We start from the raw sequence: 15,582 nt of genomic DNA on the forward strand, positions 1-15,582 counted from the left end.
GCTGTGCCGGCTTGGTTCTCGCTCAGCGATGCGCGCCCGCACCGGTCACCGGTAGGGGGTACCCGGTGATCGGTCTCATTGCCGCCACGGCGGCCGGAGCGGCCGCGCGGGACCGGCTGGCCGCCGTGTGGCCGGACCGTACGCGCGTGTACGAGGGTCCCGTGCCGGATGCCGTACGGGCCGCGTTCGCCGAGTGCGAGCAGCTCGTGTGCTTCCTGGCCACGGGAGCCGTGGTGCGTCTGGTGGCGCCGCTGCTGCACGACAAGGCGAGCGATCCGGGGGTCGTCTGTGTCGACGAGGGCGGACGGTTCGCCGTGTCGCTGGTCGGCGGGCACGGCGGCGGGGCGAACGAGCTGGCCCGCGCGGTCGGTGAGGCGCTGGGCGCCGAGCCGGTGGTGACGACGGCGACCGACGCGGCCGGTCTGCCGGGCCTGGACACCCTCGGTCTGCCGGTGGAGGGGAACGTCGCCGCCGTGTCCCGGGCCCTGCTGGACGGTGAGGCGGTGGCGTTGCGCGCCGAGGTGGGCTGGCCGCTGCCGCCGCTCCCGGTCGCGGACGAGGGGTCGTACACGATCCGGGTCACGGACCGGCTGGTCGAGCCGGGCGAGCGGGAGGCCGTGCTCCGGCCGCCGACCCTCGTCGTCGGCGTCGGGGCCTCGAAGGGCGCCCCCGTGGACGAGGTGCTCGGCCTGGTCGAGGACACCCTGCGCGAGGCGGGGCTGTCGGCGGCGTCGGTCGCCGAGCTGGCCACCGTGGACGCCAAGGCCGGGGAGGAGGGCATCGTGGAGGCGGCGCGGCTGTTCGGGGTGCCCCTGGTGACGTACGCCGCCGGGAAGTTGGCGCGCGTCGAGGTGCCCAACCCGTCCGACGCGCCGCTGGCCGCCGTCGGCACTCCGTCGGTCGCGGAGGCCGCCGCGCTGGTCGGCGGGGGCGAACTCCTCGTGCCGAAGCGGAAGTCGGCGGCGCTGCCCGCGATGGTGACCTGTGCCGTCGTACGGCGGCCGGGGCGCGGGCGGCTCGCGGTGGTCGGGCTCGGGCCGGGCGCCCGGGACCTGCTCACCCCGCGGGCGAAGGCCGAACTGCGGCGTGCCTCCGTGCTGGTGGGGCTCGACCAGTACGTCGACCAGATCCGCGATCTGCTGCGGCCGGGCACGCGGGTGCTGGAGTCCGGTCTCGGGGCGGAGGAGGAGCGGGCGCGGACGGCCGTCGCCGAGGCCCGGCGCGGGCAGGCGGTCGCGCTCATCGGCAGCGGGGACGCGGGCGTGTACGCCATGGCCTCCCCCGCGCTCGCGGAGGCGTCCGACGACATCGACGTGGTCGGGGTGCCGGGCGTGACGGCGGCGCTGGCGGCCGGGGCGATCCTGGGGGCGCCGCTGGGCCACGACCATGTGTCGATCAGCCTGTCCGACCTGCACACGCCGTGGGAGGTCATCGAGCGGCGGGTGCGGGCGGCGGCCGAGGCGGACATCGTGGTGACGTTCTACAACCCGCGCAGCCGGGGCCGTGACTGGCAGCTCCCGAAGGCCCTCGCGATCCTCGCGGAGCACCGGGAGCCGGCGACACCGGTCGGGATCGTGCGCAACGCGTCCCGCGCGGACGAGTCGAGCCGGCTGACCACGCTGGCCGCGCTGGACCCGGCGACGGTCGACATGATGACGGTCGTGACCGTGGGCAACACGGCGACCCGTGAGATCGCGGGGCGCATGGTCACCCCGCGCGGCTACCGCTGGCAGGAGGAGGCGCGGTGAACCGCGTGGTGCACCCCATCGAGCAGGAGTCCTTCCGGCGGCTGCGGGCCCGCCTCGACACCTCGCGCTTCCCGCCGCTGACCCGGGCGGTGGTGGAGCGGGTCATCCACTCCGCGGCCGACCTGGAGTACGCCTCCGATCTCGTCATGGACGAGGGCGAGCTGGCGAAGGCCCATGCAGCGCTGCACACCGGGGCGCCGGTCGTGGTGGACGTGGAGATGGTCGCGGCCGGGATCACCCGCCGGCCGACCGTGTGCCGGCTGAAGGACGCCGTCGCCGGTCCCGGTCTGACGCGTTCCGCGCACGCCGTGCGGCTGGCGTACGAGGAGGTCGGGCCCGGCGCCCTGTGGGTGATCGGCTGTGCGCCGACCGCCCTGGAGGAGCTGCTGACCCTGGACGCCTCCCCCGCGCTCGTCATCGGTCTGCCCGTCGGTTTCGTCGGGGCGGCCGAGTCCAAGGCCGCGTTGCGGGAGAGCGGGCTGCCCGCCGTGAGCAACGTGTCCGAGAAGGGCGGGTCGGCGGTCGCCGCCGCCGCGCTCAACGCCCTGCTGTACCACCCCGCTTCGCCTGAATCCGAGGAGAACCTGTGACCACCCCGCCCGCCCTGCTCATCGCCGGCCACGGCACCCGGGACGACGCCGGAGCGGAGGCGTTCCGTGACTTCGTGCGGGAGCTGGGGCGCCGCCACCCCGAACTGCCCGTCGCCGGGGGGTTCATCGAGCTGTCCCCGCCGCCGCTGGGCGAGGCCGTCGCCGAGCTGGTGGAGCGGGGGGCGCGGCGGTTCGCCGCCGTGCCGCTGATGCTGGTGTCCGCCGGACACGCCAAGGGGGACATCCCGGCGGCGCTGGCCCGTGAGAAGGAACGGCACTCCGGGATCTCGTACACGTACGGCCGTCCGCTGGGCCCGCACCCCGCGCTGCTGAGCGTGCTGGAGCGGCGGCTCGCCCAGGCGGTGGACCCGTCCTGGGACCCCTCCGAGGTGACCGTGCTCCTGGTGGGGCGCGGGTCGACGGACCCGGACGCCAACGCCGAGGTGTTCAAGGCGGCGCGGCTGCTGTGGGAGGGGCGCGGGTACGCGGGCGTGGAGACGGCGTTCGTGTCGCTGGCGGCGCCGGACGTGCCGAGCGGGCTGGACCGCTGCGCGCGGCTGGGGGCGCGCAGGGTCGTGGTCCTGCCGTACTTCCTGTTCACCGGGATCCTGCCGGACCGGGTGCGGCTGCAGACCGAGGAGTGGGCGGCGGCGCACCCGGAGACCGAGGTGCGGTCGGCGGACGTCATCGGTCCGGAGCCGGAGCTGCTGGATCTGGTGTGGGAGCGGTACGAGGAGGCCGTGCGGGGTGATCTGCGGATGAACTGCGACTCGTGCGTGTACCGGATCGCGCTGCCGGGCTTCGAGGACAAGGTGGGGCAGCCGCAGCAGCCGCACTTCCACCCGGACGACGACGGCCACCACCACGGGCATCACCACGGGCACGGCCACGCGCACTCCCATGCGCACTGAGCCGACGGCCGGCGGGCACGATCTGCGGCACCACGGGGACGCCGAGGTCCGTGACGACGGCGTCGCGCTGGTCGACCTCGCGGTGAACGTCCGCGCGGACACGCCGCCACCGTGGCTGCGGGAGCACATCGCCGGGTCGCTGTCGGGGCTGGCCGCCTACCCGGACGGGCGGGCCGCGCGGGCGGCGGTGGCGGCGCGGCACGGGCTGCCGGTGGAGCGGGTGCTGCTGACTGCCGGTGCGGCGGAGGCGTTCGTGCTGCTGGCGCGGGCGCTGAAGGTACGCCGGCCGGTGGTGGTGCATCCGCAGTTCACGGAGCCGGAGGCGGCGCTGCGGGACGCCGGGCACACGGTGGACCGGGTGCTGCTGCGGGAGGCGGACGGCTTCCGGCTGGACCCGGCGGCGGTGCCGGAGGACGCGGACCTGGTGGTGATCGGCAACCCGACGAACCCGACGTCGGTGCTGCACCCGGCCGCGTCGGTCGCCCGGCTCGCCCGGCCGGGGCGGACGCTGGTGGTGGACGAGGCGTTCATGGACGCGGTACCGGGTGAGCGCGAGGCGCTGGCCGGGCGTACGGACGTTCCCGGTCTCGTCGTCCTGCGCAGTCTCACCAAGACGTGGGGGCTCGCGGGGCTGCGGATCGGTTACGTCCTGGCGGCTCCGGAGGTCGTCGCGAAGCTGGAGCGTGCGCAGCCGTTGTGGCCGGTGTCCACGCCCGCGTTGGCGGCGGCGGAGGCGTGTGTGGGGCCCCGGGCCCTCGCGGAGGCGGCCGACGCGGCGCGGCGCATCGCGGCGGACCGTGCTCATCTGGTCTCGGGGCTGCGGGAGTTCGCCGACCGCGGTCTGCGGGTCGTGGAGCCCGCCGAGGGGCCCTTCGTCCTGGTCCGGCTGCCGCGTGCGGCGGTGGTACGGCGACGGTTGCGGGCGGTCGGCTACGCGGTGCGGCGTGGGGATACGTTTCCGGGGCTGGATGAGGAGTGGCTGCGGCTGGCGGTGCGGGGGCGGGGGACGGTGGACGGGTTTCTGGGCGCGCTGGGGCAGGTGCTGAGAACAGTCTGATTCGCCCCCGCCGCCCCTTCCCGTTCCCGTCCTCCGGGGGCGCTGCCCCCGGACCCCCGCTCCTCAAACGCCGGAGGGGCTGGATGTCAGCCCCTCCAGCGTTTGAGGAGCGGGGTCTGGGGCGGAGCCCCAGGTCGGGAAGGGAAGGGGCGGCGGGGGCGAAAAACGTCAGTTCCCGCGCCCCCGACGGGCCAGCACCACCGCTCCACCCCCCGCCGCCAGCAGGGCGACCGCACCCCCCGCGACATACGGCGTCATCGAGTCACCACCCGTCTCGGCCAGATTGGCCTCCGCCCGCGCCCCCTGCGGCTGAACACCGGCGGCCCCCTCCTGAGCCGCAGGAGCGGCAGGAGCGGCCGGAGCCTCACACATCGCCTCGGCCAGAGTGATCGTGCCCTCGACCTCGGCGACGTTCAGCTTCAGCGGATTGACGGAGACCTCCAGCCGCAGCGCGGTCGCCGCGGCCGTGGTCGACGTGGTCCCGGTCTTCGACAGGTCCAGCCGGACCTCACCGACACCCGGCACCTCGACATGGGTGGGCCCCCCGGCCGTCAGCCTGACGCGTTTGCCGAGGACCCTCACCGAGGCGGGCAGCGTCACCGAGGCGTGCGGGGTCTTCCCGGCCTCGCAGACCGCCTTGGAGCTCACCGCCTCGAGCTCGACGACCGACAGCAGCGGCAGACCGGGCACGTGGAGCCGCGCCCCGGAGAGGGTGGTGGACGCCTCGGCCCGGTCGCCGTTCACCGTCGCCTCCGCGTCGGCCACCTCCGCCCGCAGCACGCTGAAGGGCTTGCCGCCGTCGACGCCGTCGAGGCTGGCGGTGAGGGCCGTCTTCCGCGCGCTCTGCGGTGCCCGGACCTCGTTGAGGGAGACGGTGAGCGGGGCGTTCACCGTCTTGTTGAGCAGGGACACGTCGAGCCCGGTGCGCAGCACGGCGGCGCTCGCCGTGCCGTGGCCCTCGGTGGCGTGCGCGGAGCCCGCTCCGGCCAGCGCCGCGGGACCGGCGGCGAGCGCGCAGGCCGTGGCGGCGGCGGCCCAACGGCGTGCGGGCATACGGAAGTTGGTGCTGTTCAAGGTGGTGGGACCCCCATGAGACATGACTGGGACCCGGAAAGAATGTCCGCACGGACGGCGGGCCGTCAGCGTTCCGGTGACTCTTCACTCCATCGTGGCGAGTCAGCGAATGCTTTCGATTACCGGGGCACGGCTGTTCCCCGCCGTCCCCCTCGTGCGCCCCGCAGGGCATCCGCCTTATCCGACCACGCGCCCGTTCAGCACCACCCGGCGCGGATCCGTCAGTACGCGGACGTCCGCGCGCGGGTCGGAGCCGTAGACCACCAGGTCCGCCGGCGCGCCCTCCTCCAGGCCCGGCCGGCCGAGCCACTTCCTGGCCGCCCAGGTCCCGGCCGCGAGCGCCTCGACCGGCGGAATGCCGGCCCTGGCCAGCTCCGCGACCTCGTCGGCCGCCAGGCCGTGCGGAAGGGTGCCGCCGGCGTCCGTACCGACGAAGACGGGGATGCCGGCGTCGTGCGCGGAGCGCACGGTGTCGTAGCGGCGTTCGTGGAGCCGGCGCATATGGGCCGACCAGCGGGGGAACTTGGACTCGCCGCCGTCGGCGAGTGCGGGGAAGGTGGCGATGTTGACGAGGGTGGGGACGATCGCGACGCCCCGTTCGGCGAAGAGCGGGATGGTGTCGTCGGTCAGGCCGGTCGCGTGCTCGACGCAGTCGATGCCGGCCTCGACCAGGTCCCGCAGGGAGTCCTCGGCGAAGCAGTGGGCGGTGACGCGGGCACCCAGCCGGTGCGCCTCGGCGATCGCCGCCTCGACCGCGCCGCGCGGCCAGCAGGCCGACAGATCGCCCAGGTCGCGGTCGATCCAGTCGCCCACCAGCTTCACCCAGCCGTCGCCGCGCCGGGCCTCCTGCGCGACGTAGGCGACGAGGTCGTCGGGCTCGACCTCCCAGGCGTAGTTCCGGATGTAGCGGCGGGTGCGGGCGATGTGCCGCCCGGCCCGGATGATCTTCGGGAGGTCGTCGCGGTCGTCGATCCACCGGGTGTCGGAGGGCGAGCCCGCGTCGCGCAGCAGCAGGGCGCCGGCGTCGCGGTCGGTGAGCGCCTGCTTCTCGGCGACCTCGTCGGGGACGGCACCGTGCTGGTCCAGGCCCACGTGGCAGTGGGCGTCGACCAGGCCGGGCAGTGCCCAGCCGTCGACGGTGCGGATGTCGCGGGCGCCGGCGGGACGGTCGTAGGAGATACGGCCGCCGACGACCCACAGCTCGTCGCGGACCTCGTCCGGGCCGACGAGGATCCGCCCCTTCACGTGCAGCACCGCGCGTTCGCTCATACCCGGCACCCTAGTCAGCCGCTACTCGGGCTTGCCCACCTGGTCCGAGGTCTCCTCCTCCACGTCCGCCATGGCGGGGTCGAGGAGGCGGGAGAGGAAGTGGCGGGTGCGTTCGTGGCGGGGGTGGCCGATGACCTGCTCGGGGGCGCCGTCCTCGACGATCACTCCGCCGTCCATGAAGACGACCCGGTCGGCGACCTCGCGGGCGAAGGTCATCTCGTGGGTGACGACCATCATCGTCATGCCCTCGTTCGCGAGCATCCGCATGACGGCGAGGACGTCGCCGACCAGCTCGGGGTCGAGCGCCGAGGTCGGCTCGTCGAACAGCATCACCTCGGGGCCCATGGCCAGCGCGCGGGCGATGGCGACGCGCTGCTGCTGGCCACCGGAGAGGGAGGACGGGTAGGCGTCCGCCTTCTCCGCGAGGCCCACGCGCCCCAGGTTCTCCGCGGCGGTCTTCGCGGCCTCCGCCTTGCCCCTGCGCAGCACCCTGCGCTGCGGCAGCGTGAGGTTCTCGGTCACGGTGAGGTGCGGGAAGAGGTTGAACTGCTGGAAGACCATGCCGATACGGCGGCGTACGGCGTCGATGTCGACATCCGGGTCGGTGAGTTCCGTACCGCCGACGAAGACCTGGCCCTCGGTGGGTTCCTCCAGGAGGTTCACGCACCGCAGCAGGGTCGACTTGCCCGACCCGGACGGGCCGATGACGCAGACGACCTCGCCCTGGCCGATCTCCAGGTCGATGCCGCGCAGCACCTGGTTGTCGCCGAAGGACTTGTGCAGACCGCTGACGCGGATCTCCGGTCGGCTCGGGGTCATTTCACGGCCTCCTGGGCCTTGGCCTCCATACGGCGCACGACGAAGCCGAGCGGGACGGTGATCAGCAGGTAGCACAGGCCGGCCACCAGGATGGGGGTGGAGTTGGCGGTCTGGCTGGCCAGGTCACGGCCGTACTTGGACAGTTCGCGCTCCTCCAGGGTGACACCGAGGAACAGCACCAGCGAGGAGTCCTTGAAGAGCAGGACGAGTTCGTTGGTGAGCGGCGGCAGGATGATGCGGAACGCCTGCGGGATGATGATGGAGACCATGGCGCGGGCGGGCGAGAAGCCCAGCGAACGGGCCGCCTCCATCTGTCCCTTGGGCACGGCCTGGATGCCGGCGCGGATCGTCTCCGCCATGTACGCGGCGGCCACCAGGCCGAGGGCGAGGGCGACCTTGCCGTACGTACCGCCGATGATCTCCGTGCCGGGGAAGGCGAGCGGTACGGCGACGCCGATGAAGATGAAGATCAGCAGGGCGGGCAGGCCCCGGAAGATCTCGATGTAGATGCCGGCCAGCCAGCGGTACGGGCCGACGGACGACAGCCGCATCAGCGCGATCACCATGCCGAGGGCGAGCCCGACGGCGAAGCCGGTGACCGTGTAGAGCACGGTGTTCTTCAGCGCCAGCGTGATGACGTCGGGGAACATCCGCTCGGCGATGTCGGCCTGCGCGAACTGGTTCTGCAGCCTGCCCCAGTCGGCCGTGACCGCGAAGGCGATCACGGCCGCGACGAAGACGGCGTACTGGGCGCCGCGCGACAGGCTCCGCTTCTGGCGCCTGGTCAGGCCCTTCTTCTTCGGCTGGAGGGGGAGTTTCTCCGTGTCGGCCATGGGATCAGGACGCGGCCGGCGAGGCGGCGGACTCGTCGTACGGGCCGATCCACTTCTCGTACAGCTCCTTGTACGTGCCGTCGGCCTTGGCGTCCGCGAACGCCTTGTTGATGGCCTCGCGCAGCTTGGTGTTGCCCTTCTTCACCGTGACGCCGTACTGCTCGCCGGTGTCGATCTGCTCGGCGACCTCGAAGGCGTCGGCGTTGGCCTGGTCCTTCAGCCAGCCCTGGACGACGGGGTAGTCGATGACGACGGCCTTGACCTGGCCGGTGCGCAGGCCGTTGAGGACGGCGTCGGAGGACTCGAAGGAGACCGGGTCGAAGCCCTCCTTCTTGACGTGGTCCTCGCCGGTGGTCTGCGCCTGCGCGCCGAGCTTGACGTTCTTCGACTTCACGTCGGCGAGGGAGGTGACCCCGCTGTCCTTGTCGACGAGGACGGCCTGGGTGGCGTTGAAGTACGGGTCGGAGAAGTCGACGTTCTTCTTCCGCTCCTCGGTGATGGTCATACCGGCCGCGGCCAGGTCGCACTCGCCGGAGTTGAGGAAGGCGCCGGTCTTGAAGTTCTCGAAGGGCGTGTCGAGGATCTCCTGCTTCACGCCCAGGTCCTCGGCGACCAGGTCGATCAGCGCGACGTCGAAGCCCTGCACCTTGCCGTCGATCTCCGACTGGAAGGGCGGGTACGGGAGGTGGGTGCAGGTGGTGAGCTGCCCCGCCTTGACGAGCTCGACACCGCCGGCGGCGGTCTTGGAGCCGCTGCCTGAGTCGTCGCTGGAGGTGCAGGCGGTCAGGAGAACCAGCCCGGCCGTCGCGATGGTGGCGGCCAGCACACGGGTCCGGCGGCCGGGGAGCGTCTTCACGGGAGCCTCCTGTCAGGGAACTGTGGGTTCCGATTATAAGGACGGGTTTGAGGGCCTCAAACCAAACCGATGGTCACGAGGGCGTCCGGCCTGCGAACCGTGCGGTCGGGCTCCCCTCCGGGCGAAGGTTTACCCTCGACCTCGTCATACGTACCCGCGCAGCCGCCGAGCAAAGAGAGCACCGCCGTGACCCACCTTCTCCTCGATCTGCCCCCGCTGAGCGCCGCGCACTTCGCGTCGATCGAGGACCGGGTGGCACGGCTGCTGAGCACCCGGCAGGACGTCGTGATCATGCAGGGCGAGGCGCTGCTGCCGCTGGAGGGCGCGATCCGCGCGACCGCCGGTCCCGGCACGACCGCGCTGAACGTCATCACCGGCCCCTACGGGCAGACCTTCGGCGACTGGCTGCGGGACTGCGGCGCCACCGTGATCGACCTGACGGTGCCCTTCCACACGGCGGTGACGGCCGAGCAGGTGCGGGCCGCGTTCGCCGAGCACCCGGAGATCGACTTCGTGTCCCTGGTGCACGCGGAGGCGGCGACCGGGAACACCAACCCGGTCGCGGAGATCGGCGAGGTGGTGCGGGCGCACGGGGCGCTGTTCTACCTGGACGCGGTGGCGTCGATCGGGGCGGAGCCGGTGCTGCCGGACGCGTGGGGCGTGGACCTGTGCGTGATCGGGGCGCAGAAGGCGATGGGCGGTCCGGCCGGGGTGTCGGCGGTGTCGGTGAGCGAGCGGGCGTGGGCGCGGATGGCGGCGAACCCCCGGGCGCCGCGCCGGTCGTATCTGTCGCTGCTGGACTGGAAGGAGCGCTGGATCGACGGCGGGCGCAAGGCGCTGCTGCACGCTCCCGCGCAGCTGGAGATGCTGGCGCTGGAAGCGTGCGTGGAGCGGATCGAGGCGGCGGGGCCGGCCGCGGTGATGGCGCGGCACGCGTCGGCCGCGGCGGCGACACGGGCGGGGGCGGTCGCGCTGGGTGGAGGTCTTGAGCCGTACGTGCGTGACGCGGCGGATGCGGCGCCGGTCGCCACGACCCTGCGGGCGCCGTCCGGCACGGTGGCGTCGGAGCTGGTGGCCCGCGCGCTGGCCGCCGATCCGGCGCTTCCGCTGGCCGCGGGCGGGGGTGCGCTCGCCAAGGAGATGATCCGGGTCAACCACTATGGTCCCGAGGCGACGCCGGGGGCGGTGCGGGCGAGTCTGGCGGCGTTGGGGGCGGCGCTCGGTGAGCAGGGGCTGGACGTGGACACGGAGGGGGCCCTGCGGGCCGCGGAAGCGGCCTGGCGCTGAGCGCGGGCCGGGGCCGTCCGCTCTTCCTTCGCCCCCGCCGCCCCTTCCCGTCCCGTCCCTGGGGGCTGCGCCCCCAGACCCCCTTCGGCCCTGAACGGGCCTCGTCCTCAATCGCCGGACGGGCTGACTTCCAGCCCCTCCGGCGTTTGAGGAGCGGGGTCTGGGGCGGAGCCCCAGGTCGGGACGGGAAGGGGCGGCGGGGGCGACGAACGCGGGCACGTTGTCGAGGAGGCGGACAACGGCCACGCCGGCCGCCCGCGGGAGCGTATCGACGGAGTAACCGGACCGTGAATTCCGTGGGATTATCGGAATCCCTCGCACAGATTCTCCCCAGACATTCTTTCGCTTATTTCCCGATTACCTTCCGGAGCAGCTTCCCGTCTTCTTCTGCCCGGTTTCCTCGGACCTAAACGACACGATTTCGCGAGCTTTCCGGGCGCCGTCACGGGAGTTACACACTTGTGACCGGTTCCACATCGCGCCCGCTTTGCTCCATATGTACCGCTCAAATCCGGGCATATCGCCGGGCTCTCGCGCGACCACACCCGTACGCGCGATAACACAGATCGAGCCGGCACGTAACCCCGACAGGCGATGCAATTTTGAATTTACCTGGGTAAGTTGAATTCACATGACTGCCGCACAAGCAGACCTGCAAATCGACCGCCCCACCGTGGCGGACGGAGCCGTGCTGTGGCGGATAGCAAGGGACTCGAAGGTCCTCGACCTGAACTCGTCGTACAGCTATCTGCTGTGGTGCCGTGACTTCGCCGCCACCTCGGCCGTCGCTCGCGACGAGCGCGGAGAGCCGATCGGCTTCGTCAGCGGATACCTGCGGCCGGACAGCCCGCGCACCCTGCTCGTCTGGCAGGTCGCGGTCGACGCGTCGTACCGCGGCCGCGGCCTCGCCGCGGCGATGCTCGACGGGCTGGCCGCCCGGACCGCCGAGGAGCACGCGGTGGACACCGTGGAGACCACCATCGCCCCGGGGAACACCGCCTCCGAGCGCCTGTTCACCGCGTTCGCGGAGCGTCACGGCGCCCTGCTGGAGCGCGAGGTGCTGTTCGACGCCGGCCAGTTCCCCGACGGGCCGCACGACCCCGAGGTGCTGTACCGCATCGGGCCGCTCACGCGCTGACCGCGCGGCCCGGCCCCTGGCCTTCCGGCCTCTTCCGACTTCTTCCGACTCCCTCTGACCTCCCACGCCACCGAGGAGCGATTCGTCGTGACCATCACCCAGCCCGACCTCAGCGTCTTCGAGACCCTCGAGTCCGAGGTACGCAGCTACTGCCGCGGCTGGCCCGCCGTCTTCGACCGTGCGCACGGCAGCCGCATGTACGACGAGGACGGCCACGAGTACCTCGACTTCTTCGCCGGAGCCGGCTCACTCAACTACGGGCACAACAACCCCGTGCTGAAACGGGCCCTCATCGACTACCTGGAGCGGGACGGCGTCACGCACGGCCTCGACATGTCGACGACGGCCAAGCGCGCGTTCCTGGAGTCCTTCCAGAACTGGATCCTGCGCCCGCGCGACCTGCCGTACAAGGTCATGTTCCCGGGCCCGACGGGCACCAACGCCGTGGAGTCCGCGCTGAAGCTGGCGCGGAAGGTGAAGGGGCGCGAGGCGATCGTGTCGTTCACCAACGCCTTCCACGGCATGTCGCTGGGCTCGCTCGCGGTGACCGGCAACGCCTTCAAGCGGGCCGGCGCCGGCATCCCGCTGGTGCACGGCACGCCGATGCCGTTCGACAACTACTTCGACGGCAAGGTCGAGGACTTCCTCTGGTTCGAGCGGCTCCTGGAGGACCAGGGCTCCGGCCTCAACAAGCCCGCCGCCGTGATCGTCGAGACCGTGCAGGGCGAGGGCGGCATCAACGTCGCCCGGCCCGAGTGGCTGCGCGCCCTGGCCGACCTGTGCGAACGCCAGGACATGCTGCTGATCGTCGACGACATCCAGATGGGCTGCGGCCGTACCGGCGCCTTCTTCTCCTTCGAGGAGGCCGGCATCACGCCCGACATCGTCACCGTCTCCAAGTCGATCAGCGGCTACGGGCTGCCGATGGCGCTGACCCTGTTCAAGCCCGAACTGGACGTCTGGGAGCCGGGCGAGCACAACGGCACCTTCCGCGGCAACAACCCCGCCTTCGTCACGGCCACCGCGGCCCTGGAGGCGTACTGGGCCGACGGCTCCGCGATGGAGAAGCAGACCCGTGCGCGCGGCGAGCAGGTCGAGCAGGCGCTGATCGCCGTCACCGAGGAGAACCTCGCCGACGTCAAGGAGTACCGCGGCCGCGGCCTGGTATGGGGCATGGAGTTCCACGACAAGGAGCGCGCGGGCCGCATCGCCCGGCGCGCCTTCGAACTCGGGCTGCTCATCGAGACGTCCGGCCCCGAGAGCGAGGTCGTCAAGCTGCTGCCGTCCCTGACCATCACCCCGGACGAGCTGGACGAGGGTCTCAGGACCCTCGCCCGCGCCGTCCGGGAAACCGCCTGAAACACACATCCGAGCCGAGGAGGCATCGCAACACCGTGATCGTCCGTTCGTTCAAGGAGCTCGAAGGCACCGACCGGCACGTGAAATCGGCGTCCGGCACCTGGGAGAGCAAGCGCATCGTCCTCGCCAAGGAGAAGGTCGGCTTCTCCCTGCACGAGACGATCCTGTACGCGGGTACGGAGACGTCGATGTGGTACGCGAACCACATCGAGGCCGTCGTCTGCACCAAGGGCGAGGCCGAACTGACCGACCGCGAGACCGGGCAGACGTACACCATCACGCCCGGCACCATGTACCTCCTGAACGGCCACGAGCGGCACACGCTCAAGGTCAAGGAGGACTTCCACTGCATCTGTGTCTTCAACCCGCCCGTCACCGGACGGGAGGACCACGACGAGAACGGCGTCTACCCGCTGCTCACCGAGGAGGTGTGAGTCACCGTGACCACGACCACGAACGTCACCGATCTCTATCCCACCCGCGGCGCCACCGAGGTGGCGACTCCCCGGCAGGACCCGGTCGTCTGGGGCTCCCCGGACACGCCCGGTCCCGTCTCGGCCGGTGACCTCCAGGCTCTGGACCGCGACGGCTTCCTCGCCATCGACCAGCTCATCGGACCGGACGAGGTGGGCGAGTACCAGCGCGAGCTGGAGCGGCTCACCACCGACCCGGCGATCCGCGCGGACGAACGCTCCATCGTGGAGCCGCAGTCCAAGGAGATCCGGTCGGTCTTCGAGGTGCACAAGATCAGCGAGGTCTTCGCGAAGCTGGTGCGCGACGAGCGGGTGGTCGGGCGCGCCCGGCAGATCCTCGGCTCGGACGTCTACGTCCACCAGTCGCGGATCAACGTCAAGCCCGGCTTCGGCGCCAGCGGCTTCTACTGGCACTCGGACTTCGAGACCTGGCACGCCGAGGACGGCCTGCCGAACATGCGCACCATCTCGGTCTCGATCGCGCTCACCGAGAACTACGACACCAACGGCGGTCTGATGATCATGCCGGGGTCGCACAAGACGTTCCTCGGATGCGCGGGGGCCACGCCGAAGGACAACTACAAGAAGTCCCTGCAGATGCAGGACGCGGGGACGCCGTCCGACGAGGCGCTGACGACGATGGCGTCGGAGTACGGCATCAAGCTGTTCACCGGCAAGGCCGGCTCGGCGACCTGGTTCGACTGCAACGCCATGCACGGCTCCGGCGACAACATCACGCCGTTCCCGCGCAGCAACGTGTTCATCGTGTTCAACAGCGTGGAGAACGCGGCGGTCGAGCCGTTCGCGGCACCGATCCGGCGGCCGGAGTTCATCGGGGCGCGGGACTTCACTCCCGTCCGGTGAGCCGGATCCGGGCGGGGGTCCGGGGGTCGCCCCCGGATGTCACAGCATTGGCGCTCGGGACTCCACTCCGGTGAAGTAGGCGCTACGACGGTGAAGCAGCCGCGCCACAAGACTGCGGGCCGGGCCTCCTCGTGTGGGACAAGGAGGCACCGGCCCGCTGCCGTGTGTCCGGCGAAGGGGTCAGCCGGACAGCGCGTCCAGCAGCCGGTCCACGTCGGCGGCCGTGTTGTAGAGGTGGAAGGACGCCCGCAGGTTGCCCGCGCGGTTCGACACCGCGATGCCCGCCTCGGCCAACTCCGGCTGGAGCCGGCCGAGTCCGGGCACGGACACGATCGGTGAACCGGGCGAGGGCACGGGCGTGTGGCCCAGACTGTCGAGCCCCGCGCGGAAGCGGTCGGCGAGGGACAGGTCGTGGGCGCGGACGGTGTCCACACCCAGCTCCTCGACGAGTTCGAGGGAGGCACGCAGTCCCGCGTAGTCGAACAGGGCGGGGCTGGAGTCGAACCGCCGGGCGGAGCGGGCGAGTTCGGGGACGGGTCCGTAGCAGCTTTCCCAGGGGTTCTCCCCCGCGACCCAGCCCGCCTGCACCGGCGTCAGGTCGCCGAAGTCCTCGGGGACGACGAGGAAGGCCGCGCCGTGCGGGCCGAGCAGCCACTTGAAGGTGATGGAGACACCGTAGTCGCAGGCGTCGGCCGCCATCGGGAGCCAGCCGGCCGCCTGGGAGAAGTCGACGTAGGTGCGCGCCCCGTGGCCGCGGGCCGCCTCGCGCAGCGCGGCGAGATCGGCGATCCGGCCGTCGGCGGACTGCACGGCGCTGACCGCGACCAGCGCGGTGCCCGGCCGGACGGATTCGGTGAGCCGCTCCAGCGGCACGGCCCGCACCTTGAGGTCGCCGCGCGCGTGGAAGGGGTTCAGTACGGAGCTGAAGTCGCCCTCCGCCGTGAGGACTTCGGCGCCCGGCGGCAGCGAGGCCGCGACCAGCGAGGTGTACAGCGCGACCGTGGCCCCGGCCGCCACGCGCTCGGCCGGGACGCCGGCCAGCCGGGCGTACGCGGCACGGCAGGCCTCGACGTCGGCGAAGAGCGGATCCAGCGCACGGCCCTCCGCGCGCAGCCGTACGGCTTCCTGGAGCGCGGCCACGGTACGGGCGGGCAGGAGAGCGTTGCTCGCGGTGTTCAGGTAGGTGTTCTTCGGGGCGAACTCGGCACGGACGAGGTTCTCGAAGGTCTCCATGGGACCACTGTGCGGTCCCGGGATCCCCCCGTCCATTGCCGAATTCTGCGCGATATCGCGAAGGAAGCCTT

15 protein-coding genes are annotated in these 15,582 nt (G+C 72.0%); 9 read left to right on the top strand and 6 right to left on the bottom strand.

Annotated features, from left to right (window positions below):
* Nucleotides 1-65: 65 nt before the first annotated feature.
* Genes cobJ through cobC form a run of 4 tightly spaced genes read left to right on the top strand, consistent with a single transcriptional unit; the run spans nt 66 to nt 4,306 of the window.
* Nucleotides 66-1,748, top strand: a complete 1,683-nt coding sequence (gene cobJ, locus AMK33_RS37085) for a precorrin-3B C(17)-methyltransferase (protein ID WP_073937498.1) — start codon at nt 66-68, stop codon at nt 1,746-1,748.
* The gene (locus AMK33_RS37090) at nt 1,745-2,338 is read left to right on the top strand and encodes a precorrin-8X methylmutase (RefSeq protein ID WP_073937500.1); all 594 of its coding nucleotides are present in this window, start codon (nt 1,745-1,747) and stop codon (nt 2,336-2,338) included. Before cobJ ends, AMK33_RS37090 begins: the two co-directional genes overlap by 4 nt.
* Entirely contained in the window at nt 2,335-3,249 is a 915-nt protein-coding gene (locus tag AMK33_RS37095; RefSeq protein ID WP_073937501.1) for a sirohydrochlorin chelatase, read from the top strand. Before AMK33_RS37090 ends, AMK33_RS37095 begins: the two co-directional genes overlap by 4 nt.
* Nucleotides 3,239-4,306, top strand: a complete 1,068-nt coding sequence (gene cobC / locus AMK33_RS37100) for an Rv2231c family pyridoxal phosphate-dependent protein CobC (RefSeq protein WP_073937503.1) — start codon at nt 3,239-3,241, stop codon at nt 4,304-4,306. Before AMK33_RS37095 ends, cobC begins: the two co-directional genes overlap by 11 nt.
* 168 nt (nt 4,307-4,474) lie before the next feature.
* Here the strand turns inward: cobC and AMK33_RS37105 are convergent, their stop codons facing one another.
* From AMK33_RS37105 to AMK33_RS37125, 5 genes are all read right to left on the bottom strand, one after another.
* Nucleotides 4,475-5,359 carry an SCO1860 family LAETG-anchored protein gene (locus tag AMK33_RS37105; RefSeq protein ID WP_107425334.1) on the bottom strand — a complete coding sequence of 295 codons (885 nt, stop codon included), beginning with the start codon at nt 5,357-5,359 and terminating at the stop codon, nt 4,475-4,477.
* A 198-nt stretch (nt 5,360-5,557) separates the two neighbouring features.
* Nucleotides 5,558-6,649 carry an amidohydrolase family protein gene (locus tag AMK33_RS37110; protein WP_073937507.1) on the bottom strand — a complete coding sequence of 364 codons (1,092 nt, stop codon included), beginning with the start codon at nt 6,647-6,649 and terminating at the stop codon, nt 5,558-5,560.
* 21 nt (nt 6,650-6,670) lie between these two features.
* Nucleotides 6,671-7,468, bottom strand: a complete 798-nt coding sequence (locus AMK33_RS37115; RefSeq protein ID WP_073937509.1) for an amino acid ABC transporter ATP-binding protein — start codon at nt 7,466-7,468, stop codon at nt 6,671-6,673.
* Nucleotides 7,465-8,301: an amino acid ABC transporter permease gene (locus AMK33_RS37120; protein ID WP_073937512.1), complete on the bottom strand. Its 837-nt coding sequence runs from the start codon at nt 8,299-8,301 to the stop codon at nt 7,465-7,467. Before AMK33_RS37120 ends, AMK33_RS37115 begins: the two co-directional genes overlap by 4 nt.
* A 4-nt stretch (nt 8,302-8,305) precedes the next feature.
* On the bottom strand, nt 8,306-9,157 hold the full coding sequence (locus tag AMK33_RS37125) for a transporter substrate-binding domain-containing protein (RefSeq protein ID WP_073937514.1): 852 nt from the start codon (nt 9,155-9,157) through the stop codon (nt 8,306-8,308).
* A 186-nt stretch (nt 9,158-9,343) separates the two neighbouring features.
* Between AMK33_RS37125 and AMK33_RS37130 the strand changes: the two genes are divergently transcribed.
* The 5 genes from AMK33_RS37130 (at nt 9,344) to thpD (ending at nt 14,278) form a co-directional block, all read left to right on the top strand.
* A complete protein-coding gene (locus AMK33_RS37130; protein WP_073937517.1) occupies nt 9,344-10,444 on the top strand; it encodes a pyridoxal-phosphate-dependent aminotransferase family protein in 1,101 nt (366 codons plus the stop codon).
* Between the two features lie 631 nt (nt 10,445-11,075).
* Complete coding sequence (gene ectA / locus AMK33_RS37135) at nt 11,076-11,582, top strand: diaminobutyrate acetyltransferase (RefSeq protein ID WP_073937519.1); 507 nt, start codon at nt 11,076-11,078, stop codon at nt 11,580-11,582.
* Between the two features lie 87 nt (nt 11,583-11,669).
* Nucleotides 11,670-12,941, top strand: a complete 1,272-nt coding sequence (gene ectB, locus AMK33_RS37140) for a diaminobutyrate--2-oxoglutarate transaminase (protein ID WP_073937522.1) — start codon at nt 11,670-11,672, stop codon at nt 12,939-12,941.
* Nucleotides 12,942-12,976: 35 nt separating this feature from the next.
* Nucleotides 12,977-13,375 carry an ectoine synthase gene (locus tag AMK33_RS37145; protein WP_073937525.1) on the top strand — a complete coding sequence of 133 codons (399 nt, stop codon included), beginning with the start codon at nt 12,977-12,979 and terminating at the stop codon, nt 13,373-13,375.
* Between the two features lie 6 nt (nt 13,376-13,381).
* Nucleotides 13,382-14,278 carry an ectoine hydroxylase gene (gene thpD, locus AMK33_RS37150; protein ID WP_073937527.1) on the top strand — a complete coding sequence of 299 codons (897 nt, stop codon included), beginning with the start codon at nt 13,382-13,384 and terminating at the stop codon, nt 14,276-14,278.
* A gap of 180 nt (nt 14,279-14,458) precedes the next feature.
* Here thpD and AMK33_RS37155 read toward each other — a convergent pair whose 3' ends face one another.
* Nucleotides 14,459-15,511 carry an aminotransferase class V-fold PLP-dependent enzyme gene (locus AMK33_RS37155; RefSeq protein WP_073937530.1) on the bottom strand — a complete coding sequence of 351 codons (1,053 nt, stop codon included), beginning with the start codon at nt 15,509-15,511 and terminating at the stop codon, nt 14,459-14,461.
* Nucleotides 15,512-15,582 lie beyond the last annotated feature (71 nt).

The organism is Streptomyces sp. CB02400 (genome assembly GCF_001905725.1).
Classification (GTDB): Bacteria; Actinomycetota; Actinomycetes; order Streptomycetales; family Streptomycetaceae; genus Streptomyces; species Streptomyces atrovirens.

Excerpts from the sequence above, each read along its gene's own strand:
- AMK33_RS37155 (WP_073937530.1), bottom strand. The coding sequence starts at position 15,511 with ATGGAGACCTTCGAGAACCTCGTCCGTGCCGAGTTCGCCCCGAAGAAC.
- AMK33_RS37105 (WP_107425334.1), bottom strand. The coding sequence starts at position 5,359 with ATGCCCGCACGCCGTTGGGCCGCCGCCGCCACGGCCTGCGCGCTCGCC.
- AMK33_RS37115 (WP_073937509.1), bottom strand. The coding sequence starts at position 7,468 with ATGACCCCGAGCCGACCGGAGATCCGCGTCAGCGGTCTGCACAAGTCC.
- AMK33_RS37120 (WP_073937512.1), bottom strand. The coding sequence starts at position 8,301 with ATGGCCGACACGGAGAAACTCCCCCTCCAGCCGAAGAAGAAGGGCCTG.
- ectA (WP_073937519.1), top strand. The coding sequence starts at position 11,076 with ATGACTGCCGCACAAGCAGACCTGCAAATCGACCGCCCCACCGTGGCG.
- AMK33_RS37110 (WP_073937507.1), bottom strand. The coding sequence starts at position 6,649 with ATGAGCGAACGCGCGGTGCTGCACGTGAAGGGGCGGATCCTCGTCGGC.
- cobC (WP_073937503.1), top strand. The coding sequence starts at position 3,239 with ATGCGCACTGAGCCGACGGCCGGCGGGCACGATCTGCGGCACCACGGG.